Source organism: Pseudomonas sp. SDO524_S393 (assembly GCF_054071875.1).
Genome location: NZ_JBSVVZ010000035.1, coordinates 23,377 through 44,235, shown reverse-complemented (window position 1 = coordinate 44,235; position 20,859 = coordinate 23,377). Strand labels below are relative to the sequence as shown.

The 20,859-nt window shown below is 61.8% G+C and carries 18 protein-coding genes and 2 pseudogenes; 5 read left to right on the top strand and 15 right to left on the bottom strand.

Annotation, left to right across the window (positions count from 1 at the left end):
• Positions 1-594 (top strand): LysE family translocator, encoded by a 594-nt coding sequence (locus tag ACW9IB_RS16795; protein ID WP_457414534.1) that lies wholly within the window; start codon positions 1-3, stop codon positions 592-594.
• A gap of 460 nt (positions 595-1,054) precedes the next feature.
• Here the strand turns inward: ACW9IB_RS16795 and ACW9IB_RS16790 are convergent, their stop codons facing one another.
• The 3 genes from ACW9IB_RS16790 to plsB are packed head-to-tail and all read right to left on the bottom strand — an operon-like array spanning position 1,055 to position 4,739.
• Positions 1,055-1,744: a DUF4197 domain-containing protein gene (locus tag ACW9IB_RS16790; RefSeq protein ID WP_457364968.1), complete on the bottom strand. Its 690-nt coding sequence runs from the start codon at positions 1,742-1,744 to the stop codon at positions 1,055-1,057.
• A gap of 22 nt (positions 1,745-1,766) precedes the next feature.
• Positions 1,767-2,168, bottom strand: a complete 402-nt coding sequence (locus tag ACW9IB_RS16785; protein WP_457364967.1) for a YbaY family lipoprotein — start codon at positions 2,166-2,168, stop codon at positions 1,767-1,769.
• A 51-nt stretch (positions 2,169-2,219) separates the two neighbouring features.
• Positions 2,220-4,739 (bottom strand): glycerol-3-phosphate 1-O-acyltransferase PlsB, encoded by a 2,520-nt coding sequence (plsB, locus tag ACW9IB_RS16780; RefSeq protein WP_457414532.1) that lies wholly within the window; start codon positions 4,737-4,739, stop codon positions 2,220-2,222.
• Between the two features lie 182 nt (positions 4,740-4,921).
• Between plsB and ACW9IB_RS16775 the strand changes: the two genes are divergently transcribed.
• Positions 4,922-5,131 carry a cold-shock protein gene (locus ACW9IB_RS16775; protein WP_457364965.1) on the top strand — a complete coding sequence of 70 codons (210 nt, stop codon included), beginning with the start codon at positions 4,922-4,924 and terminating at the stop codon, positions 5,129-5,131.
• A gap of 146 nt (positions 5,132-5,277) precedes the next feature.
• Here ACW9IB_RS16775 and ACW9IB_RS16770 read toward each other — a convergent pair whose 3' ends face one another.
• The 4 genes from ACW9IB_RS16770 to ACW9IB_RS16755 all read right to left on the bottom strand — a co-directional run bounded on the left by ACW9IB_RS16770 (position 5,278) and on the right by ACW9IB_RS16755 (position 10,507).
• Positions 5,278-5,655 carry a hypothetical protein gene (locus tag ACW9IB_RS16770; RefSeq protein WP_457364964.1) on the bottom strand — a complete coding sequence of 126 codons (378 nt, stop codon included), beginning with the start codon at positions 5,653-5,655 and terminating at the stop codon, positions 5,278-5,280.
• A 38-nt stretch (positions 5,656-5,693) separates the two neighbouring features.
• Complete coding sequence (locus ACW9IB_RS16765; RefSeq protein ID WP_457364963.1) at positions 5,694-6,503, bottom strand: putative RNA methyltransferase; 810 nt, start codon at positions 6,501-6,503, stop codon at positions 5,694-5,696.
• The gene (dapE, locus tag ACW9IB_RS16760; RefSeq protein WP_457414531.1) at positions 6,503-7,654 is read right to left on the bottom strand and encodes a succinyl-diaminopimelate desuccinylase; all 1,152 of its coding nucleotides are present in this window, start codon (positions 7,652-7,654) and stop codon (positions 6,503-6,505) included. The genes ACW9IB_RS16765 and dapE overlap by 1 nt, the downstream gene beginning before the upstream one ends.
• Before the next feature lie 261 nt (positions 7,655-7,915).
• Positions 7,916-10,507, bottom strand: coding sequence for a glycosyltransferase (locus tag ACW9IB_RS16755; RefSeq protein WP_457364961.1), 2,592 nt, complete (start codon positions 10,505-10,507; stop codon positions 7,916-7,918).
• 217 nt (positions 10,508-10,724) lie between these two features.
• On the opposite strand from ACW9IB_RS16755, the gene tcdA reads away from it, so the two are divergent.
• A complete protein-coding gene (gene tcdA / locus ACW9IB_RS16750; protein WP_457364960.1) occupies positions 10,725-11,534 on the top strand; it encodes a tRNA cyclic N6-threonylcarbamoyladenosine(37) synthase TcdA in 810 nt (269 codons plus the stop codon).
• 11 nt (positions 11,535-11,545) lie between these two features.
• On the opposite strand, the gene ACW9IB_RS16745 is transcribed toward tcdA, so the two are convergent.
• The 5 genes from ACW9IB_RS16745 to ACW9IB_RS16725 all read right to left on the bottom strand — a co-directional run bounded on the left by ACW9IB_RS16745 (position 11,546) and on the right by ACW9IB_RS16725 (position 16,049).
• On the bottom strand, positions 11,546-12,898 hold the full coding sequence (locus ACW9IB_RS16745; protein ID WP_457364959.1) for an Nramp family divalent metal transporter: 1,353 nt from the start codon (positions 12,896-12,898) through the stop codon (positions 11,546-11,548).
• 75 nt (positions 12,899-12,973) lie between these two features.
• Positions 12,974-13,408 carry a SufE family protein gene (locus tag ACW9IB_RS16740; protein WP_457414530.1) on the bottom strand — a complete coding sequence of 145 codons (435 nt, stop codon included), beginning with the start codon at positions 13,406-13,408 and terminating at the stop codon, positions 12,974-12,976.
• Positions 13,405-14,610: an aminotransferase class V-fold PLP-dependent enzyme gene (locus tag ACW9IB_RS16735; RefSeq protein WP_457414529.1), complete on the bottom strand. Its 1,206-nt coding sequence runs from the start codon at positions 14,608-14,610 to the stop codon at positions 13,405-13,407. The genes ACW9IB_RS16740 and ACW9IB_RS16735 overlap by 4 nt, the downstream gene beginning before the upstream one ends.
• Before the next feature lie 64 nt (positions 14,611-14,674).
• Positions 14,675-15,709: a 2,3,4,5-tetrahydropyridine-2,6-dicarboxylate N-succinyltransferase gene (gene dapD / locus ACW9IB_RS16730; protein ID WP_457364956.1), complete on the bottom strand. Its 1,035-nt coding sequence runs from the start codon at positions 15,707-15,709 to the stop codon at positions 14,675-14,677.
• Between the two features lie 31 nt (positions 15,710-15,740).
• The gene (locus ACW9IB_RS16725) at positions 15,741-16,049 is read right to left on the bottom strand and encodes an arsenate reductase (RefSeq protein ID WP_231124426.1); all 309 of its coding nucleotides are present in this window, start codon (positions 16,047-16,049) and stop codon (positions 15,741-15,743) included.
• Positions 16,050-16,316: 267 nt separating this feature from the next.
• Here ACW9IB_RS16725 and ACW9IB_RS16720 point away from each other — a divergent pair.
• Positions 16,317-17,960 (top strand): annotated as a pseudogene (locus tag ACW9IB_RS16720) (Na+/H+ antiporter).
• Here the strand turns inward: ACW9IB_RS16720 and ACW9IB_RS16715 are convergent.
• Complete coding sequence (locus ACW9IB_RS16715; protein WP_457414528.1) at positions 17,950-18,684, bottom strand: M12 family metallopeptidase; 735 nt, start codon at positions 18,682-18,684, stop codon at positions 17,950-17,952. The pseudogene ACW9IB_RS16720 and the gene ACW9IB_RS16715 sit on opposite strands and share 11 nt — an antisense overlap.
• Before the next feature lie 132 nt (positions 18,685-18,816).
• On the opposite strand from ACW9IB_RS16715, the pseudogene ACW9IB_RS16710 reads away from it, so the two are divergent.
• Positions 18,817-19,002 (top strand): annotated as a pseudogene (locus ACW9IB_RS16710) (Na+/H+ antiporter); the annotation flags it as partial.
• A 172-nt stretch (positions 19,003-19,174) separates the two neighbouring features.
• Here ACW9IB_RS16710 and ACW9IB_RS16705 read toward each other — a convergent pair.
• Positions 19,175-19,408 (bottom strand): hypothetical protein, encoded by a 234-nt coding sequence (locus ACW9IB_RS16705; protein ID WP_457414527.1) that lies wholly within the window; start codon positions 19,406-19,408, stop codon positions 19,175-19,177.
• Positions 19,409-19,558: 150 nt separating this feature from the next.
• A complete protein-coding gene (gene dapC / locus ACW9IB_RS16700; RefSeq protein WP_457414526.1) occupies positions 19,559-20,758 on the bottom strand; it encodes a succinyldiaminopimelate transaminase in 1,200 nt (399 codons plus the stop codon).
• Positions 20,759-20,859: the final 101 nt, after the last annotated feature.

Genomic DNA, 20,859 nt, shown 5'->3' with positions numbered 1-20,859 from the left:
ATGCTGGCCACCGTTTCAGCCCTGATCTTGCTGTTGCTTGCCCCTGGCCCGACCAACACCCTGCTGTTTCGGGCCGGGGTGTTGTTCGGGTACCGGGCGTCCTGGACGCTGGCCCTGGTCGAATGCCTGGCTTACGTGCTGCAGGTGTCGGTGTGGGGTGTGGCGCTGCTCTACCTAGCGGCCTACTCACCGTGGGCGTTGAAGGCCACACAGCTGGCTGCGGCCTGCTACCTGCTGTATGTCTCGTTCAAACTGTGGCAGCGCAAGCACAGCGCCATCGAACCGGGGCGCGACCGTTTCTCCGGCGGGTATTTCTTCTGGATGACCGTGATGAACCCCAAAGGGTTGCTGATCGTGTCGTTCATCGCGCCAGCCAACACCTTTGTGGCATTGCCGGAGTATGTCGCGTTCATGACGACGCTGGCGCTGGTGGTCGTGCCGGTGGGGTCCGCCTGGATTGTGCTGGGCAGCCGTTTTGAAAGGCTGCAGAAGGCCTGGCTGACGCCTCTGCGGATCAACCGGGCGGCATCCATCGCAATCTGCTGCTTCGCCACCCTCATGATGGGCCGACTGGCGGAGTCGGTGTTGCACTGACTGCTTACATGCGGATGCAATCGGGCATCGGCGCACAGGGAACGTCTGAATTTTTTACTCCACTCAGAGGTGCCTGATGGACAGGCACAGGACTCGGCTCTGCCCCAGGGCAGTTCGAACCTGTTCCAATCATCTTAGGGAGTATCGAATGTTCAAATTTTCAGACGTTGCGGCATTCAAAGGTGCGTTTCTCGGGGCGTTGCTGGGCAACACCTTGTCATCGAACCCGCAACAAATGAGTGTACGGCCGAAACGGGAATACTCAAATCAGCCAACCTTCGGCCATTCCCTGCCTGTAAGACCTGGGCACGGTCACCAGCATCCCTATCCGGTGTGCCAGTATCCGATGCCCGACAGGCCTCTGTTTCCCATGGGGCGCTAAAGCCGTAGCGTAAAACCACTGCGCCAAAGCCCGTGATCAGCGGCTTTGGCGCAGTGGTTGAAGGGGGACGCTCAGTGCCTAGAGAGCGCCAAATACCTTTTTCGCCAGGCTGGTGGCGGCCGCCGCCGGGTTCTTGCGAATGGTTTCTTCCTGCTGCGCGATCATCTTGAACAGGCCGTCGAGGGCTTGTTCGGTCACGTAGCTTTCCACGTTGGCGCTTTTGGCGTCTACCGCACCAAAGGCCGCAGCCTTGCCGGCCAGGGCATTGTATTGCTGGGCGACACCGACCTTGTCGGTCGCTGCCTTGACGATCGGCAGGAACTTGGCGCGGATCTGTTCACGGCTGCTTTTGTTCAGGTACTGGGTGGCGGAGTCCTGGCCACCGGTGAGGATGCCCTTGGCATCGGTCACGCTCATGTTTTTCACCGCGTTCACCAGGATCGGCTGAGCCTGGGTCACTGCGGTTTCGGCGGCCTTGTTCATGCTGGTTTCCAGCTGCGTGACCTGGTCACCCATGCCGAACATCTTCAGCTTGTCGGCCACTTTGCCGAGCTTGCCGGGCAGGCCGATCTTCACTTCAGGGTTGTTGCTGAAACCGCCGGGAACCCCCAGCTGTTTCACGGCGATCTGCGCGCCTTGGGTCAGTGCGTCCTTGAGGCCGCCGGAGGCGTCGCCCTGGGACAGGCTGCCAAGGTCCAGGGCCATGGCGTTGGCGCCCAGCAGCAGGCCGGCGCACAGGGCGGTAAAGCGAAGGGAATTGCGGAGCATGGGCGCTTCCTTATGATCGAATTCAGTGGGCTACAGCATCGACGCGCAGGCGCAGAGGCTGTGGGTCCTGGCCGTTGAGCTGCACGGCGTGCCGTTCAGTGGTGATAAACAGTAGCTTGCCATCGAGTTCGATGCGAGCGCTGACCGAATAACTGTGGCCCGGTTTGACCTGTGCCGGGTCGTAGCTCAGGTGAAACGGTAGCGGCACCTGGCCTTTGACCGGGCCTTTCTGCTCGGCCAGGGTCACGGATGGCGCGTCGGCCAGGGACACGTCCAGCAGGCTGACACTCAGGGTGGCGGTGGGTGGCAGGGCGATGCGTTGCAGGTAGAACACTTCACCGTCGAGGCTTGCCTTGGGCGTGGGTGACATGGAATGGCAGGCTCCGAGCAGGGCGGTAAGGCCCAGGAGGATAATCTTTTTCATGGTGCAGCTCCTTTTCAGCGGCGCCGGCATCCCGCCGGCACCCTATTCAATCTAGCGGCTTTCTTCAGGTTTGACGGCCTCGGATTCGCTCGGTGCGGGGTCTGCGCCATCGACCCGGTGCAGGGCCACCTGGCGAATCGACAGGCGAATCTCAGCCGGCAACACGCGCTTGGCCGCGCCTTCGGCCAGCTCGCCGAGCAAGTCGTGGTAGCTCAGCTTGCCGGCCTCGTCACGCCGCAGCACATCTTGCTCCAACAGGGTCTGGATGAAATGTCGGAAAAGGCTCTTGTCGAAGAACTCCGGCGCGTTGAGACCATGCAGGATCGACAGGCGCTGGGCCATGATCGTGCACAGGTCTTCCAGCTCTTCGGCGCTGATGCTGTTCTGGCCGCTGTTGAGCAGCAGCGAGATCGCCATGTAGAAGCGTTGCAGGGTCTGGGCGATGCTCTTGGACAACAGGGTCAGCAGCACGAAGTGCCGTGAACTCGGCGCCGGGCGCAGGTACACATCCTTCTCGAAGCGCAGCAGGCCCTGTTCGACAAAGGCCTCCAGCCACTGGTCGACCACGCTGTCCAGTTCCTCCAGCGACCAGCGGATAAACAGCTCCGATTGCAGGTAGGGGTACAGCGCGCGGGTGTAGCGCAGGATCTGTTCGCGGCTCATGCGCGAGCTGCTCTGGAAGAAACTCGCCAGTAATGCCGGCAGCGCAAAGATGTGCAGCACGTTGTTGCGGTAGTAGGTCATCAGGACGGCATTCTGCTCGTCCAGGTACAGGATCTTGCCCAGGGCGTCGCTCTGTTCCGACAGCAAGTCCATGTCCTTCACGTGCTTGATCAGCGCCAGGCCGTCGCCCTCGGGCAGGGTGGTGTGTGGCGAGTACGGCACACGGCGCAGCAGCGCCAGGTACAGGTCCAGCTGGCGCGCCATGGCCTGTTCGTCCAGGGCCAGGCGGGTGGTGGACAGCAACGCCAGCGCCACCAGGTTCACCGGGTTTATGGCGGCGGCTTCGTTCAAATGGCGCGCCACCTGCTCGCCGAGGCGGTTGGTGGTTTCGTTGAGCCAGGCCGGTTTATAGGTCGGGCCCAGTTCCTGGGTGCGCCAGTCCGGCTGTTCGGTGTCGAGGAACTGCGCAAGCTTGATCGGCTCGCCGAAGTTGACGGCGACCTGGCCAAAGCGTTGCTTGAGCGCACCGACCACTTTGAAAATATCGAAGATCGACTCTTTCTTCTTGCTCGCACCGCGCAGTTCGCCCAGGTAGGTGCGGCCTTCGAGCACGCGCTCATAGCCGATGTACACCGGCACGAACACGATGGGCATGCGTGAGGAGCGCAGGAAACTGCGCAGGGTGATCGCCAGCATGCCGGTTTTTGGCTGCAGCATGCGCCCGGTGCGTGAGCGGCCGCCCTCGACGAAGTACTCCACCGGAAAACCCTTGGTGAACAGCGTGTGCAGGTATTCGTTGAACACCGAGGTGTACAGCGGGTTGCCCTTGAACGTACGGCGCATGAAAAAAGCACCGCCACGGCGCAGCAGGCTGCCGATCACCGGCATGTTCAGGTTGATCCCGGCGGCGATGTGCGGCGGGGTCAGGCCGTTCTTGAACAGCAGGTACGAGAGCAGCAGGTAGTCGATATGGCTACGGTGGCAGGGCACGTAAATGATCTCGTAACCCTGGGCAACCTTTTGCACACCCTCGATGTTATTGACCTTGATCCCGTCGTAGATCTTGTTCCAGAACCAGCTCAGCACCACTTCCAGGAAGCGGATCGCGGTGTAGGTGTAGTCCGAGGCGATCTCGTTGCCGTAGCGCAGGGCCTGGGCCTTGGCTTTTTCAGGGCTGATCTTTTCCCGCTCGGCTTCGTCGGCGATGGCCTGGCGCACCAGTGGCATGTTGACCAGACCTTTGACCAGGTTGCGCCGGTGGGACAGGTCGGGGCCGATCACGGCGGTCTTCAGGTTGCGAAAGTGCACCCGAAGGATCCGTTGGGCCATGCGCACCGTGCGTTCGTGACCTTTATTGTGCTCGATCAATTCACGCAGGTTGATAGGCGCGGAGAATTGCACCCGGGTCTTGCGCCCCAGGATCAGGATGCTCAGCAGCCGGCGCAGGCGCCCGGTGACCGCCCAGCTATCGGCGAACAGCAGTTTCCACGGGCTCGATTCGCTCTCGGGAGACTGGCCCCAGAACACGCTGACCGGAATGATTTGTGCATTCTCTTCGGCATGTTCGCTGAGGGTGTTGACCAGGCGGGTCAAGGTCGGCGGTGCGCCGCGCTTGTCCTGGCGGCCCAGCCAATCCGGGTCCGGAGTGAGGTAGAAGAACGCCGCGGGCTCCAGCAGCGGGCCCACACTGACCGGCAACACCGGCCGTGGCAGGCCCGCCTTGGTGCACTCGGCGTCGACCACGGCCAGCTCGGTGATGGAAGGGGATTGCAGGACGTAAAACACCGGTCGGCTGCGGTCGAGGTTAAGGGTTAGGGACGACTGATTGATCGTCTCCGAGCGAACCCAGAGGTACAACAGTCGGCGCAAGGTGCCAAACACCAGACGGCGGAACGGGGAACGGGTCATAGGCGTGCTGCTTCAAGTGGAAAAAACCGAGCAGATGCTCGGGCGGGTAGTGTGCCGTATTCGCCGAAAATCGGCAAAAAAGCAGCGATGTAAACTTGAGTTGATCGTTTTTGAGCCTGTCTTATACTCGGCAGTTCAATGCGACTGACTCAACAATAAAAAAGCATGTGGGAGCAAAACAGATGGCAACGCGCGAAACCGGCAGTGTGAAGTGGTTCAACGATGCAAAGGGCTATGGGTTTATCCAGCGCGACGATGGCAAGGATGTGTTCGTGCACTACCGCGCCATTCGCGGCGAGGGCCACCGTTCACTGGCCGAGGGCCAGCAGGTGGAATACGCCGTGGTCAGCGGCGAGAAGGGGTTGCAGGCGGAGGATGTGGTGGGGCTTTGAGGCCAGACCGATCTTGACCTGATAACCCGATCAATGTGGGAGCTGGCTTGCCTGCGATAGCATCACTGTGGTCTTACTGGTAGACCGAGGTGTCTGCATCGCAGGCAAGCCAGCTCCCACAGTCGGTTGGGTTCATAAATCAGGGGTCAGGCAGTTTTCCAGGTGATCTGCTCTTCACCGTCTTCGCTGATGCGGATCCAGGTGTCGGCGCTTTCCTCACCTTCTTCCTCGACCCAACTGCCCGGCGCGCAGCGCACTTCGACGTTCAGTGCGGCAAAGGCTGCGCGGGCACAGGCGATGTCGTCGTCCCACGGTGTCTGATCGCTTTCCAAGTACAGACTGTTCCATTTGCCGACGGCTTTTGGCAGCCAGGTCACCGGCACGTTGCCGGCCTTGCACTTGTAGGTCTGGCCTTTTTGTTGCCAGTCGCTGCAAGGGCCGAGCGCTTCGGTCAACCAGGCGGTGATGGCCTTGTGGTCGACGTCGGCGTCCTTCAGGTAAATCTCGATATCGGGTTGGCGCATGGCGATTCCGCTGGGGCTCGACGGCCCGTGAAAAGGGGTTATTGAAGCACGAAATAATCGTAGCGCATGGACACGGTGACTTGCAGCGGCTGCGCCTGTTCGATCACCGCCGCACGGCGCTCGGCACTGGCGCGCCAGCCGTGGGGGGTCATGGCCAGCAGGTTGGCGCGGTCCGCAGGCTCGGCCAGGCTCAGCGTGAACGTCAGGGTCTCGCTGTGCGCAAGGCTCATACCGTCCGGCACCAGGGCCAGGTGCTTGTCGTCGGTGTACTCACGCACTTCGTCATACAGACGTTCGCGCAATTCCATCAGGTGGCCGCGGGTCGGGCCGACTTTCATCAAGCCGCCGCCAGGGCTGAGCAGGCGCTTGGCCTCTTGCCAGTCCAGCGGGCTGAACACGCTGGCCAGGAACTGGCAGCTGGCATCGGCCAACGGCACGCGGGCCATACTGGCGATCAACCAGGTCAGCGCCGGGTTGCGTTTGCACGCACGCTTGACCGCCTCTTTGGAGATATCCAGCGCGTAGCCATCGGCATGGGGCAGGGCCTCGGCGACCTGCGCGGTGTAGTAACCCTCGCCACAGCCGATATCCACCCAGCGCTGCGGCGCGCGTTCAGCGGCCAGTTCGGCCAGGCGCCTGGCCACCGGCGCGTAGTGCCCGGCGTTGAGGAAGTTACGGCGCGCCTCGACCATGGCAAGGTTGTCGCCCGGGTCGCGGCTGTTCTTGTGCTGCACCGGCAACAGGTTCAAGTAACCCTGGCGCGCGCGGTCGAAACGGTGCCCGGCCGGGCACGCCACGCCATTGTCCACCGCGTTGAGCGGTGCGCTGCAAAGGGGGCAGGCGAGCATCAGGCGAGCAACTTGATCAGGGTCTGGTAATAGATTTCGGTCAGTACATCCAGGTCGCTGGCGAGGATGCGCTCGTTGACCTGATGGATGGTTGCGTTGACCGGGCCCAGCTCGACCACTTGCGTGCCGAGCGTCGCGATGAAGCGCCCGTCGGATGTGCCGCCGCTGGTCGAAGCCTGGGTCTCGCGACCGGTGATGGCCTTGATGCTGGCCGACACCGCGTCGAGCAAGGCACCCGGTTCGGTGAGGAACGGCAGGCCCGACAGTGCCCACTCCACGTGCCAGTCCAGGCCGTGTTTGTCGAGGATCTGCGCAACGCGTTGTTGCAGGCCTTCGACGGTGGACTCGGTGGAAAACCGGAAGTTGAACAATGCCGTCAGGTCACCTGGGATCACGTTGGTCGCGCCGGTGCCGGAATTGAGGTTGGAGATCTGGAAGCTGGTCGGCGGGAAGAACGCGTTGCCATTGTCCCAATGCTCGGCGGCAAGCTCCGCCAGGGCCGGCGCGGCCAGGTGGATCGGGTTCTTCGCCAGGTGCGGGTAGGCCACATGGCCTTGTACGCCGCGCACGGTCAAGGTGGCGCCGAGGGAACCACGGCGGCCGTTCTTGACCACATCCCCCACCAGTGTGGTGCTTGACGGTTCGCCGACGATGCACCAGTCCAGACGCTCGTTGCGCGCGGCCAGGCGTTCGATCACGGCCTTGGTGCCGTGGTGCGCCGGGCCTTCTTCGTCACTGGTGATCAGAAACGCGACCGAGCCCCTGTGGTCCGGGTAATCGGTGACAAAACGCTCCGACGCCACCAGCATCGCCGCCAGGCTGCCTTTCATGTCGGCAGCGCCGCGACCGCAGAGCATGCCGTTCTCGTCGATCAACGCGTCGAACGGGTCGTTCTGCCAGGCCTGCACCGGGCCGGTCGGGACCACGTCGGTGTGGCCGGCGAAGCACAGCACCGGGCCTTCATGCTTGCCATGGGTGGCCCAGAAGTTGTCCACGTCCTCGATGCGCATCGGCTCGAGCTTGAAACCGGCGTCGCCCAGGCGCTGCATCATCAGCTTCTGGCAATCGGCGTCGACCGGCGTCACCGAGGGGCGACGGATCAGATCGATAGCGAGTTGAAGGGTCGGCGAAAGGTCGGCATGGGCCGTCATGGGAAAACTCCGGGAAGCGTGTCGTGGGCGCAGGACGAATGTGGATTTGAAACGGCGCAGATCCAATGTGGGAGCTGGCTTGCCTGCGATGCAGACGCCGCGGTTCAGCAGGTACACCGCAGCGATGCTATCGCAGCGGTGCGGCGATCCGACAAGCCAGCTCCCACAGAGAGCAAAGCCAGAGCCAAGTCTCGTAAAAGGGCCGTTATCTTATAGCAAAACGGCGGCCAGAGGCCGCCGTTTAGTGCATTGCGCAAGTTTTTACACAGCGGGCGCTGGCTCCGCTGTCGCCGAAGGTTTCGGCAGCGACGAGAGGAACGCCATGATCAGCGCTGCCACGTACGGCAGCGACTGCACCAGCAGCATCACCACCCAGAAGCGTATGTCGTTGCTCGGCAGGCCCTGCACCAGGTAGATCCCCAGCGCGGCGCCCCACAACAGCAGCATGATGAACATTTCTTCGCGGGCTTCGGAAATGGCGACCCAGAAACCGTGGTTATCGGCGTTTTTCGGTGTACGAAAGAACGGAATGCTGCTGGTGAAGAAACCATACAGCACCGCCTTGGCGATGGTGTGGGACAACGCCAGGCCCGCCAGCGCCGCGCAGAACGCATCCTTGAGGTTCACGCCAACGGCGCGACGGTACAGGAAGATGATCTTGCCCACCTTGAACACGAACAACGCCAGCGGCGGGATCGCGAAAATCAGCAGCGGCGGGTCGACCCGTGTCGGCACGATGATCATCGCCGCCGACCACAACAGGGCGCCGACGGTGAAGAAGATGTTCATGCCGTCCGCCACCCACGGCAACCAGCCCGCCAGGAAGTGATAGCGCTGGCCACGGGTCAGCTCGGTGTCCTTGCCGCGCAACAGGCTGGCGGTGTGACGCTTGATGATCTGAATCGCGCCGTAGGCCCAGCGGAAACGCTGTTTCTTGAAGTCGATAAAAGTGTCCGGCATCAGGCCCTTGCCGTAGCTGTCGTGGTAGTACGCCGCCGACAGACCTTTCTCGAACACGCGCAGGCCCAGTTCGGCGTCTTCGCAGATGCACCAGTCGGCCCAGCCCAGCTCTTCGAGCACCGAGCGGCGGGTCATGGTCATGGTGCCATGCTGGATGATCGCGTCACGGTCGTTGCGGGTGACCATGCCGATATGGAAGAAGCCCTTGTATTCCGCATAGCAGAGCTTCTTGAAGGTGCTTTCGTGCTGGTCGCGGTAGTCCTGCGGCGACTGCACCACGGCGATTTTCGGGTCGGCGAAGTGCGGCACCATGTGCTTGAGCCAATTCGGCGACACGCAGTAGTCCGAGTCGATCACCGCGATCACTTCGGCATCCTTGGCGGTGTGCGGGATCAGGTAGTTCAGCGCACCGCCCTTGAAACCGGCCAGGGGCGCCACGTGGAAGAACTTGAAGCGCGGGCCGAGGGTTGCGCAGTAGTCGCGTACCGGCTCCCACACCGCCGGGTCCTTGGTGTTGTTGTCGATGATCAGGACTTCGTAGTCCGGGTAATCGAGGGCCGCCAGCGCATCGAGGGTCTGTTTGACCATTTCCGGCGGCTCGTTGTAGCAGGGCACATGGATAGACACTTTGGGGCGGTAGTCCGAATCCCCTTCGACCGGCAGGAATTCACGCCGACGCTTGTGGGTCCATACCGCTTCCGCCAGCTCGTGGGCCTCGGTCAGCAGCACGATAAACACGCCGAGGGCGCCGAGCGCCAGAAGCACACCGACGGTCACGCTGAACCAGGTGCTGTATTGCTGGCTGTAGTCGTAGGCGATCCACACCAGCACCGACCCGCATAGAAACGCGATGAAAGTCAGGAAGGTACGGCCACGTTGGCGCAGGGCCGAGCCGTCGATCATCAGCAGGGTCAGGGACAGCAGTGCGAGCACCACCGAGCCGATGGCCAGCACGCGCCATTGCGGGATCGCGACCACCGGTCCTTCAAAGTTGAATTTCTGCTGGCGCGCGGCGTTGAACACGCCCCAATAAGCGCCCGCAGAACCTTCGTCGCTGACTTTCCACGGCTGATCGAACGCTTCGATCACGAAGTAGTTGAAGCCCTGACGGTTCAATTTGTTGACCAGGGTGCGCAGGTAAATCGCCTGGTCCGCCGGTGAGGTTTCATTGCCGCCGCGCATACGGCCATTGCTCGGCCAGCCCACTTCCGACAGCAGCAGCGGTTTTTTCGGGAACAGCTTCTTCAGGTCCCGGGCGCGGTCGAGTACGTACTGGCCGGCCTTGTCCATCGGGATGTATTCCCAGAAGGGCAGGATGTGCGCGGCGATCAGGTCGACGTGCTTGGCCAGTTGCGGGTTCTTTTCCCAGATGTGCCATTGCTCGGAGGTGGTCACCGGCACTTTCACGGCGGCGCGCACGCGGTCGAGCAACACGATCAGGGCGTCGGGGGTGATTTCTTCACGGAACAGCGCTTCGTTGCCGACCACCACGCGCACCACACTGCGCGAGCTGTTGGCCAGTTCGATGGCGCGCTGGATTTCGCGTTCGTTGCGTTCCAGGTCCGGGCTGATCCAGATCCCCAGGGTCACGCGCAGGCCGAACTCTTCAGCCAGCTTGGGGATGTCACCCAGGGTGCCGTCGACCGAATAGGTGCGGATGTTATCGGTCAGCTTGCTCATGATCTCCAGGTCACGGCGCATCTGATCGTCGGTGGGGTATTGATCCTTCTGCGGGTACTGCCCCTGTTGGAACGGGGAGTAGGAGAAACCGGAGATTTGTTCAGGCCAGTTGGGGGCGGTGACCGGGCGGTTGATCAATGCCCAGAAACCGGTGAACAGCGCGGCGATCGCCAGCACGATCACCAGATTGAGTCCAAATTTACGCGATGCCATGGCTATTTCGGGTTCCAAAGGGTGTGGAACGAAAAGAGGTGTCGGCCTGCGCCGAACGGCGCGCATCCTACACCGGCCTTTCGCTGAGCGTACAGCAGACAGAGAAAAGCCGGACGTTAGTCAGCGAAAGGCCATCTAAGTTCTTTACGTGTAACTTGTAGCTTAAAACTTGGCGCTCTGTAGCCCATAATGCGCGCCGGTTTTTGGGGTAATGGTCATGAGTACAGAAGATCCGCGGTTTGCAGGCGTCGCCCGCCTGTATGGCATTGAAGGTCTGGAGCGCTTGAAAGCGGCCCACGTAGCCATCGTCGGCGTGGGCGGCGTCGGTTCCTGGGCGGCGGAAGCCATGGCCCGGTGCGGGGTGGGCGAGATTTCGCTGTTTGACCTGGACGACGTCTGCGTCAGCAACAGCAACCGCCAGTTGCATGCCCTGGACAGCACGGTGGGCCGGCCCAAGGTCGAGGTGATGGCCGAGCGCCTGCGCGGCATCAACCCGGACTGTACCGTGCATGCCGTCAGCGACTTCGTGACCCGCGACACCATGGCCGACTACATCACCCCCGACCTCGATTGCGTGATCGATTGCATCGATGCCGTCAACGCCAAGGCGGCGCTGATCGCCTGGTGCAAGCGTCGCAAGATCCAGATCATCACCACCGGCGGCGCCGGCGGGCAGATCGACCCGACGCTGATCCAGGTGTGCGACCTGAATCGCACCTTCAACGATCCGCTGGCCTCGAAAGTGCGCTCGACCCTGCGCCGTGACTACGGTTTCTCACGCACGGTGACCCGTCACTACAGCGTGCCGTGCGTGTTTTCCACCGAACAGCTGCGTTACCCCAAGCCGGACGGCAGCATTTGCCTGCAGAAGAGTTTCGTCGGGGATGGCGTGAAGCTGGACTGCGCCGGCGGGTTCGGCGCCGTGATGATGGTCACCGCCACGTTTGGCATGGTGGCGGCGACCAAGGCGGTGGATAAGATCGTGGCTGGCGTGCGGCGGCCTTCGGAGCGGGCCAAGGCCGGTTGATGTGGGGCGCTTCAGGCCAAGGCAAAGTCATACAGCAGCTTGAGGTTCAGCCCCACGATCACCGTCGCGACCACCCAGGCCAGCACGGCTACCCAACTGGACACCACGAACTCGCCCATTTTCCGGCGGTCGGTGACGAACCGCACCAGCGGTACCGCCGCAAAGGGCAACTGCATCGACAGCACCACCTGGCTGAAGATCAGCAGCTGCGCGGTGCCTTTCTCGCCATACAGCGCCGTGACGAAAATGACCGGAATCACCGCCAGGCCACGGGTCACCAGGCGACGCATCCAGTTGGGCAAGCGCAGGCGCAGAAAACCCTCCATGACAATTTGCCCGGCCAGCGTCGCGGTGACCGTGGAGTTGATCCCCGAGGCCAGCAACGCCACGGCGAACAAGGTGGAAGCAATGCCCAGGCCTAGCAGCGGCGAGAGCAGCTCGAACGCCTGTTCGATTTCGGCGACATCCGAATGCCCGCTGGTATGGAACGCTGCCGCGCCTACGATCAGGATCGCGGCATTGATAAACAGCGCCAGCATCAGGGCGATGCTGCTGTCGGTGGTCGCCCACTTGATCGCATCGCGCTTGCCGGTGCTGTCGCGCGGGTAGTTGCGGGTTTGCACGATGGAGGAGTGCAGGTACAGGTTATGCGGCATGACCGTCGCTCCGAGGATGCCGATGGCGATGTAGAGCATTGCCGGGTTGGTCACGACCTCGGTGGACGGGATGAAACCACTGATGATCGCCGCGATGGGCGGCGCCGCTGCCGCGACCTGCACGCCGAAGCAGATGGCGATCACCACCAGCAGGGCAATCACAAAGGCTTCCAGGAAGCGAAAGCCCTTGTTCATCAATAACAGCAGCAGGAACACGTCCAGGGTGGTCAGCAGCACACCGCCCAGCAACGGGATGCCGAACAACAGTTTCAACGCGATGGCGGTGCCGATGACTTCAGCCAGGTCGCAGGCGATGATCGCCAGTTCGCAGATGATCCACAGGGCAACGCTGACCGGTTTTGGGTAGTGATCCCGGCAGGCTTGCGCCAAATCGCGTCCGGTGGCGATACCCAGGCGGGCCGACAGCGCTTGCAGCAGGATCGCCATCAGATTCGACAGCAGGATCACGCACAGCAGCGTGTAGCCGAATTGCGCACCTCCGGCCAGATCGGTCGCCCAGTTGCCCGGGTCCATGTAGCCCACCGAGACCATGTAGCCCGGCCCCGAGAACGCCAGCAGCCGACGCAACCAGGTGCCGGTTGCGGGAACGCTCACACTGGAGTGGACCTCGGCCAGGCTGGCGTAGGCTGGCCCGGGCTGGTCAAGCCGCCAGGCTGAAGGGTTGGAGGGGAGCGCGGGCTTGGGCATGACACAACTCCAGAAGACCAAAAGCGATACTGCACAGATCGCCGTGTCTGAGAGACGTTCTCATGAATCTGGAATTTAGCCGACGGATGTCCCGGGTTTCGGTGACATCGCGCTCAAGGTGCGCATGCGCTTCAACACCGCGTTGAGGCCATTGTTGCGCGACGGTGAGAGCTGGCGCGACAAGCCGAGTTGTTCGAACCAGCCAGGCAGGTCGACGGTGTTCAGGGCCTCGGCGGACAAACCATTGACCCGCGCCAGCAGCAGCGCCACCAGCCCACGGATCATGCGCGCATCGCTGCTGGCGGCAAACTGCCAATGACCGTCCTGCAAATGGCCCACCAGCCACACCAGGCTTTCGCAACCCTGCACCAGGTTGGCATCGGTCTTGTGTTCATCCGCCAGGACCGGCATGCGTTCCCCCCATTGCATCAGCAGGCGCGCCCGTTGCTCCCAACTGCCCACCGCTTGAAACGCGTCCAGCGCCGTGACTGCGTCTGTTGGCAGGTTCATCGCAGCATTGCCATGGCCTGATCCAGCGCGTCGAAAAAGCGCTCCAGGTCGTCGGAATCGTTGTACAGCGCCAGGGACACACGGATCGCCCCCGACAGTTGCAAGGCCTTGATCAGCGGCATCGCACAATGATGACCGGCGCGCACGGCAATGCCTTGTTCGGTCAACAGATGAGCGAGGTCGGCGTTGTGCACACCCTCGACCACGAAACTGACCAGCGCCACCTGGGGCGTACCCAGCACGCGCACGCCGTTGCGCGCCTTGAGCCCGCGCAGCAGGTAATCGTGCAGCGCGGCTTCATGGGCGATGACCGCCGCCTGATCCAGTGACGCCAGGTAGTCGAGGCTGGCGCCCAGCCCGATCACGCTGGCGATTGGCGGTGTGCCGGCCTCGAAACCCAGCGGCGCGGGGCGGAAGCTGGCGCTGTGGTAATCGGCCTGTTGCACCATCTCGCCGCCAAACTGCCAGTGGCGCAGGTGGTGCAGGGCTTCGTTGCGTCCGTAGAGCACGCCGAGGCCATCCGGGCCGTAGAGTTTATGACTGGAGAATACGTAGAAATCGCAGCCCAGCGCCTGTATGTCATGGCGGCCATGGACAATGCCCTGGGCGCCGTCGACCACCGTGAGCGCGCCGTGTGCCTGGGCCTGCGCGATCAAGACCTCCAGCGGTTGCCAGGCGCCCAGCACGTTGGACAGCTGGCTCACCGCCAGCAGGCGCGTGCGTGGGCCGATCAACTCGGCGGCGGCATGCAGGTCGATCACGCCGGCATCGTCCAGTGGCAACACCACCAGCGTGAGGGCGCGACGTTTGGCCAGTTGTTGCCAGGGCAGCAGGTTGGCGTGGTGTTCCAGGGCGCTGATGACAATTTCATCGCCCGCATTGAATAAGTGCTCAAGGCCATAAGCCAGGAGGTTCAGCGCAGAGGTTGCGCCATGGGTGAATACGATCTGCCCACTGTCACCTGCGTTCAGCCACTGCGCGACCTTGCTGCGGCTGTCTTCGAACGCCTGGGTCGCATGGGCGCCGGGCAGATGCTGGGCACGGTGCACATTGGCTGCGCCATTGGCGTAGTAATGGCTGATGGCATCCAGCAGGGCCTGGGGTTTTTGCGTGGTGGCGGCGCTGTCCAAGTAGGTCTGGTCTTGCCGTTGCAGGGTGGCGATGGCCGGAAAATCGGCGCGCCAGGGGGAGGGCACAAGCATGGTGTTCAAGACTCGTATAAGCGGGCCCCGAAGTCGGGGCCCGCTAGTGGCATCGAGTGGCCGCTTAGTTGTGAGCGTGCAGCGCTTCGTTCAGTTCGATGGCCGATTTGTGGGTTTTGCACTCCACGGCACCGGTCTCGGAGTTGCGACGGAACAGCAGGTCCGGCTGACCGGCCAGTTCACGTGCCTTGACCACTTTGACCAACTGGTTCTGCTCGTCCAGCAGCGCCACCTTGGTACCTGCGGTCACATACAGGCCCGACTCCACGGTGTTGCGGTCGCCCAGCGGGATACCGATACCGGCGTTGGCACCGATCAGGCAGCCTTCGCCGACCTTGATCACGATGTTGCCGCCGCCCGACAGGGTGCCCATGGTGGAGCAACCGCCGCCCAGGTCAGAACCCTTGCCGACGAACACGCCTGCCGACACACGGCCTTCGATCATGCCCGGGCCTTCGGTGCCGGCGTTGAAGTTGATGAAGCCCTCGTGCATCACGGTGGTGCCTTCGCCCACATAGGCGCCCAGGCGCAGGCGTGCAGCGTCGGCGATGCGCACACCGGCGGGTACCACGTAGTCGGTCATTTTCGGGAACTTGTCCACCGAGAACACTTCCAGCAGCTCGCCACGCAGGCGCGCTTCCAGCTGACGCTCGGCCAGTTCGGCGATGTCGATCGCGCCCTGGCTGGTCCAGGCCACGTTCGGCAGTTGCGGGAATACACCGGCCAGGCTCAGGCCGTGGGGCTTGACCAGGCGGTGGGACAGCAAGTGCAGCTTGAGGTAGGCCTCAGGCGTGGAGGTCAGCGCGGCGTCTTCGGCCAGCAAGGTGGCGACCAGCGGCTTGTGGCTCTCGGCCAGGCGGGTCAGCAGCGCGGCTTGAGCGGCGTCGACGCCTTTGAGTGCGTCAGCCAGTTGCGAAGCCTGGGACAGGGTGAAGGTAATGGCCTGGTTGCCTTCGGTGTAGCCAAGGATCGGCGCGATGGCGGCGATGATTTCGGCCGAAGGATTGAGCAGCGGTTGTGCGTAGAACACTTCCAGCCAGGCACCTTGGCGGTTCTGGGTGCCGACGCCGAAGCCCAGGCTGAACAGGGAATGGGACATGCTGTTACCTCTACAAAATGAAAGGGCTGGCCTACTTGAGGGCCGCCGAATAACTATCTGGCTTGAAGCCAATCAGGGTTCTGTCACCGAGATCAAGCACCGGACGCTTGATCATCGAAGGTTGCGCGAGCATCAATTCAATGGCTTTCGACTGATCGAGATCGGCTTTGCGTTCGTCTTCGAGTTTGCGAAAGGTGGTGCCCGCACGGTTCAAAACCACCTGCCAACCGTGCTCGTCGCACCATTGGGTCAAGTGTTCGCGGTCGATACCGGCCGTTTTGTAGTCGTGGAATTCATAGCTCACGCCGTGCTCATCGAGCCAGGTGCGGGCCTTTTTCATGGTGTCGCAGGCTTTGATGCCAAAAAGGTGCAACGTTTTGCTTGAAGCGGTCAAGGAATTGCCCCCTTTGAGCGTGTGAAAACGGAAGGTCACGGATTATGCCACGACCAGCGGGTTTGGGTGCCGCTCGTCATGCCGGCGTGCGACTTATGTGCAAATGCCAGGTTGCAGCCAGGTGGGTAACATAGCTGGGTTATATGGCACTTCAACGGCGAGATGTTGCCGTATGTGTGTCGTTGTACGTCGATTGGCCGGGAAAACCGCGTTATGCAAACCGCCTACACCGTTCTTATCCTGCTGATGCTGGTCAGCGTTTCGCGTCTGGTCGGGCGTGTGATTCCCCTGCCGTTACCCCTGGTGCAAATTGCCGCCGGTGCCTTGCTGGCCTGGCCTACGCTGGGGCTTCACGTGGCGCTGGACCCGGAGCTGTTCCTGTTTCTGTTCCTGCCGCCGCTGTTGTTCTCCGATGCCTAGCGCATGCCCAAGCGGGAGCTTTGGCGCCTGCGCGGGCCAATCCTGACGCTGGCAGTGGGGCTGGTGCTGTTCACGGTGGTCGGTGCCGGTTACTTCATTCATTGGATATTGCCTACGATCCCGCTGCCGGTGGCCTTCGCCCTGGCGGCCGTGTTGTCGCCGACGGATGCCGTGGCCGTGTCGGCCATTTCCCAGAACCGCCTGCCTACTCCGCTGATGCACATGCTGCAGGGCGAGGCATTGATGAATGATGCGTCGGGCCTGGTGACCTTCAAGTTCGCCCTGGCCGCTGCGTTGACAGGGGTGTTTTCCCTGGCGGACGCCAGCCTCACATTTGTCTTGGTGGCCGTCGGTGGACTGGCGGTCGGCGTTGCGCTGAGCTGGCTGGTCGGTCGCCTGCGCGCGTGGATGATTGCCCGGGGGTGGGATGACCCGGCGACCCACGTGGTGTTCATGTTGCTGCTGCCGTTTGCCGCGTATGTGCTGGCAGAACGCCTGGGTGCCTCGGGCATTTTGTCAGCGGTCGCAGCCGGCATGATGCAAAGCTGGCTGGACCTGTTGCCGCGCCAGACCAGCACGCGCTTGCTCAATCGCAGTGTGTGGTCGCTGCTGGAGTTTGCTTTTAACGGCTTGATCTTCCTGCTGCTGGGTCTGCAACTGCCGGACATCATCAAGGCTGTGGTAAGTCATGAGCCGACATTATGGCCGGCCCTGTTCTATCGCTGTCTCGACGTGATCGGGATTTTCCTGGTGTTGGTGGTGTTGCGGTTTGTCTGGGTGCAGAGCATCTGGCGGCTGTCAGGGTTGTTGCGTCGTCTACGTGGGAAAAGTGAGCTGACACTGGTGCCCACGGCGCGCTCTTGCTGGTTGCTGACCGTCGGCGGCGTACGCGGTGCCGTGACCCTGGCCGGTGTCATGTCGGTACCATTGTTATTGGCGCCGGGCCAGGATTTTCCTGAGCGTGACCTGCTGATCTTCATCGCCGCCGGGGTGATTCTGTTGTCGCTGATTGCCGCATGCGTCGCCTTGCCGCTGCTGTTACGCGGTATCGAAAAGAGCCCGGATGAGAAGCGCCACAACGAGGTTCGCGAGGCCTGGAAAAAGACCGCCGTGGCCGCGATCCATGCCCTGGAAACTGAAGAACCGGCTGAACCCGAAACCCAGGATGCAGCCCAGGCCGCGCTTGCTACCGAATTGAAGGCGCGCTTGATGTCGGAATACCGCCACCAGTTGGAGGTGTTCAACGACTCGGCCGAGGCCCAGGCACTGGCGCAACAGATGGACCTGCTTGAGCGCAAACTGCGCCTGAAAGCCCTGCGTGCACAGCGCCTGGAGTTGTATAGCTTGAGCCGTCACCACCAGATTGGTGATGACGTGCTGCGCGAAGTGTTGGCCGAGCTGGATATGAGTGAGGCGAATCTGGGGCTCAAGAAGTAGCGGCTTCTGCTTTTGGGTAGGCTTTTTTGGCCCAGGCGATGTCTCCATCGCTCAACGACCAGGTTTCAGACTGGCCCCAGCCGCCGTGTGTCAGTTTGGGACTGATTTCATAGTGCATGACCGAGTTGCCATCGTAGGGCAGGAAGTCGTATTGGTTGGAACGGGGCAGCGGGAGCACGTTATTTTGCACACCTTCCCGGTCTAGCCCGGCGATACGGTTATAGCCCTCATACACTTTTTCCATATCCCACGGAATGTTGGCATCCGGGTGTTGATGGGCATGATGCGCGCCGAGCATATGACCGAATTCATGCATCACCACATACTTGAATCGTGGGTGCGTATGGTCCCTTGGCAGTGACATGGTGGGGCTTGCGGGAGACTTATCGAGCGCCTCTGTCCCTGTGGCTGAGCTGCCCCCTCCTTCATTGTTTATATTCTGAGTAATGCGAACGTCGCCTTCCTCTCCAGGCACGAACTCGAACTTCAGATTGATGTGGGGCAACCATTCGCTGGCGGCTTTCTTGACGGCCAATACGTAGGGATCGTCCATGTCGTAGTCGTACATGGCGATTTTGATCGTGCTGTTTTGGGGCCAGTATTTGTCGGGCTCGCCAATGTTGCGTCGGCTTCTGGAAAGGAGGTGTGCGCCGTCGCCAGCATTTTCGAAGGGCGAAGCAACAATGGGGTAGTGGAAAACGGGTAGGGAAGTGGCAGCTATCATGTGTTGTTTCCTGCGACGATTAAGGACGAATGTGTTGGTTTATTCGTCCAGATCGCAGGAAAGTTCCGGGCGCTTTGTGTGAGTATGTTAGCCAGTGTTTGCTTGGGGCAAACACGGGTCCGATGTTCGCCGACTGAAGCCCAGGCGCCGGCGCAACAGATGGACCTGCTTGAACGCAAGTTGCGGCTCAAGGCTCTACGGGCACAGCGCCTGGAGTTGTATAGCTTGAGCCGTCACCACCAGATTGGTGATGACGTGCTGCGCGAAGTGTTGGCCGAGCTGGATATGAGTGAGGCGAATTTGGGATCGCTGAAATAAGCCCCAAGGGCTCTATCGGTTTTTAGGGTACAGCGCACTGATGAACTGTTTATCGTTCTGACAATTCATCGTTTTCGGGTGTGGGCATGCCGTGAGTGGCTGGTTTTTGTAACCAGGCCGTGTGCAAAACCGATAATCATTGTGGGCTTGTGAGCGGGAACCCTCTTCGCATTTACGCCGACTGCCGATGAGCCCCCCACTTATTGATGTTGTTTTTGGTGAATTGCTCCTGCTCAGGCGTCATGCCAATCAACGAAATCTTGAGTGTCGAGTTTTGTGGCCAAAGGTCCGCAGGGAAGGCCACGCCACGTTTTTTCCTGCTGAGTTCGGATGTTCCCGGCGCTTGGTTGTAGTAGGCATGCTCGAGGGCGGCGGGTGTTGGATAGGCGGTAGGGTTGATGCTCAAAATGCACGGCCTCGCTGACGAAGGGAGTTTGGAAACCGTGTAGTGGTGCTGTTTGAGGGAAACGTTCCAGCAAAGGAGTAGCTGAATGCCCGTGGCACTGTAGGAAATGCCCAGCACCCGCACTGCATTGCGCAGTGCGGGCTTGTTTCATTATTGATGACGCTGAATAAACGCGCGAATCCGCTCCGCGGCTTCAACACACTCCGCCAACGGCGCAACCAACGCCAGGCGCACGCGTCCTGCACCCGGGTTGAAACCGTCGACTTCACGGGACAGGTACGAACCCGGCACCACCGTCACATGTTCTTCCACGAATAGATCCCGGCAGAACGCCGCGTCGTCGCCATTTACATTCGGCCACAGATAGAACCCGCCATCCGGGTTTTGTACGTCCAGCACGGGTTTGAGGATCGCCAGTACGGCGTCGAACTTCTCGCGGTACAGGTCACGGTTGGCCAGCACATGGGCTTCGTCCTGCCAGGCGGCGATGCTGGCCAGTTGGGTTTGTACCGGCATGGCGCAGCCGTGGTAGGTGCGGTACAGCAGGAAGGCCTTGAGGATGTCGGCGTCACCCGCCACAAAACCCGAGCGCAAGCCTGGCAGGTTGGAGCGCTTGGACAGGCTGTGGAACACCACGCAACGCTTGAAGTCCTGGCGACCCAGTTCGACGCAGGCGCTCAGCAGGCCGGGCGGCGGGGTCTGTTCGTCGAAGTACAGCTCGCTGTAGCACTCGTCGGCGGCGATGACGAAGTCATATTCGTCGGCCAGGGCGATGAGTTTTTTCAGGGTTTCGACCGGGATCAGCGCGCCGGTGGGGTTGCCCGGGGAGCACAGGAACAGGATCTGGCAGCGTTTCCAGATATCCGGCGAGACCGCATCGAAATCCGGGTTGAAGCCGTTGGCATCCAGGCAAGGCAGGTAGTGCGGCTTGGCCCCGGCCAGGAACGCTGCGCCTTCGTAGATCTGGTAGAACGGGTTGGGGCTCACCACCAGGGCGTCGTCCCCACGATTGACCACGGTCTGGGTGAAGGCAAACAGCGCTTCGCGGGTGCCGTTGACCGGCAGGATGTTGCGCGCAGGGTCCAGCCAGCCCTTGGGCACGTTGAAGCGGCGTTCGCACCAGGCGCCGATGGACTCGCGCAGCGCCGGGATGCCCAGGGTCGTGGGGTATACCGCCATCTGGTCGAGGTTGTTGCTCAGTGCCTCGGCGACGAACGCCGGAGAGGTGTGCTTGGGTTCGCCAATGGACAGCGCGATCGGGCGTTTGTCCGGGTTCGGCGTGACGCTGCCCAGCAGGGCGCGCAGTTTCTCGAACGGGTAGGGCTGTAGCTGGTTCAGGGCGTTGTTCATGTAAGCCTCTATGGCGGTGTACACAGACCCTGTGGGAGCTGGCTTGCCTGCGAAGGCATCGCCGCGGTGTACCTGCGGGACCGTGGCGCCCGCATCGCAGG

Bases quoted from the DNA above. Each gene is read 5' to 3' on its own strand.
- ACW9IB_RS16795 (WP_457414534.1), top strand. From the start codon at position 1: ATGCTGGCCACCGTTTCAGCCCTGATCTTGCTGTTGCTTGCCCCTGGC.
- ACW9IB_RS16790 (WP_457364968.1), bottom strand. From the start codon at position 1,744: ATGCTCCGCAATTCCCTTCGCTTTACCGCCCTGTGCGCCGGCCTGCTG.
- ACW9IB_RS16785 (WP_457364967.1), bottom strand. From the start codon at position 2,168: ATGAAAAAGATTATCCTCCTGGGCCTTACCGCCCTGCTCGGAGCCTGC.
- plsB (WP_457414532.1), bottom strand. From the start codon at position 4,739: ATGACCCGTTCCCCGTTCCGCCGTCTGGTGTTTGGCACCTTGCGCCGA.
- ACW9IB_RS16775 (WP_457364965.1), top strand. From the start codon at position 4,922: ATGGCAACGCGCGAAACCGGCAGTGTGAAGTGGTTCAACGATGCAAAG.
- ACW9IB_RS16770 (WP_457364964.1), bottom strand. From the start codon at position 5,655: ATGCGCCAACCCGATATCGAGATTTACCTGAAGGACGCCGACGTCGAC.
- ACW9IB_RS16765 (WP_457364963.1), bottom strand. From the start codon at position 6,503: ATGCTCGCCTGCCCCCTTTGCAGCGCACCGCTCAACGCGGTGGACAAT.
- dapE (WP_457414531.1), bottom strand. From the start codon at position 7,654: ATGACGGCCCATGCCGACCTTTCGCCGACCCTTCAACTCGCTATCGAT.
- ACW9IB_RS16755 (WP_457364961.1), bottom strand. From the start codon at position 10,507: ATGGCATCGCGTAAATTTGGACTCAATCTGGTGATCGTGCTGGCGATC.
- tcdA (WP_457364960.1), top strand. From the start codon at position 10,725: ATGAGTACAGAAGATCCGCGGTTTGCAGGCGTCGCCCGCCTGTATGGC.
- ACW9IB_RS16745 (WP_457364959.1), bottom strand. From the start codon at position 12,898: ATGCCCAAGCCCGCGCTCCCCTCCAACCCTTCAGCCTGGCGGCTTGAC.
- ACW9IB_RS16740 (WP_457414530.1), bottom strand. From the start codon at position 13,408: ATGAACCTGCCAACAGACGCAGTCACGGCGCTGGACGCGTTTCAAGCG.
- ACW9IB_RS16735 (WP_457414529.1), bottom strand. From the start codon at position 14,610: ATGCTTGTGCCCTCCCCCTGGCGCGCCGATTTTCCGGCCATCGCCACC.
- dapD (WP_457364956.1), bottom strand. From the start codon at position 15,709: ATGTCCCATTCCCTGTTCAGCCTGGGCTTCGGCGTCGGCACCCAGAAC.
- ACW9IB_RS16725 (WP_231124426.1), bottom strand. From the start codon at position 16,049: ATGAAAAAGGCCCGCACCTGGCTCGATGAGCACGGCGTGAGCTATGAA.
- ACW9IB_RS16715 (WP_457414528.1), bottom strand. From the start codon at position 18,684: ATGATAGCTGCCACTTCCCTACCCGTTTTCCACTACCCCATTGTTGCT.
- dapC (WP_457414526.1), bottom strand. From the start codon at position 20,758: ATGAACAACGCCCTGAACCAGCTACAGCCCTACCCGTTCGAGAAACTG.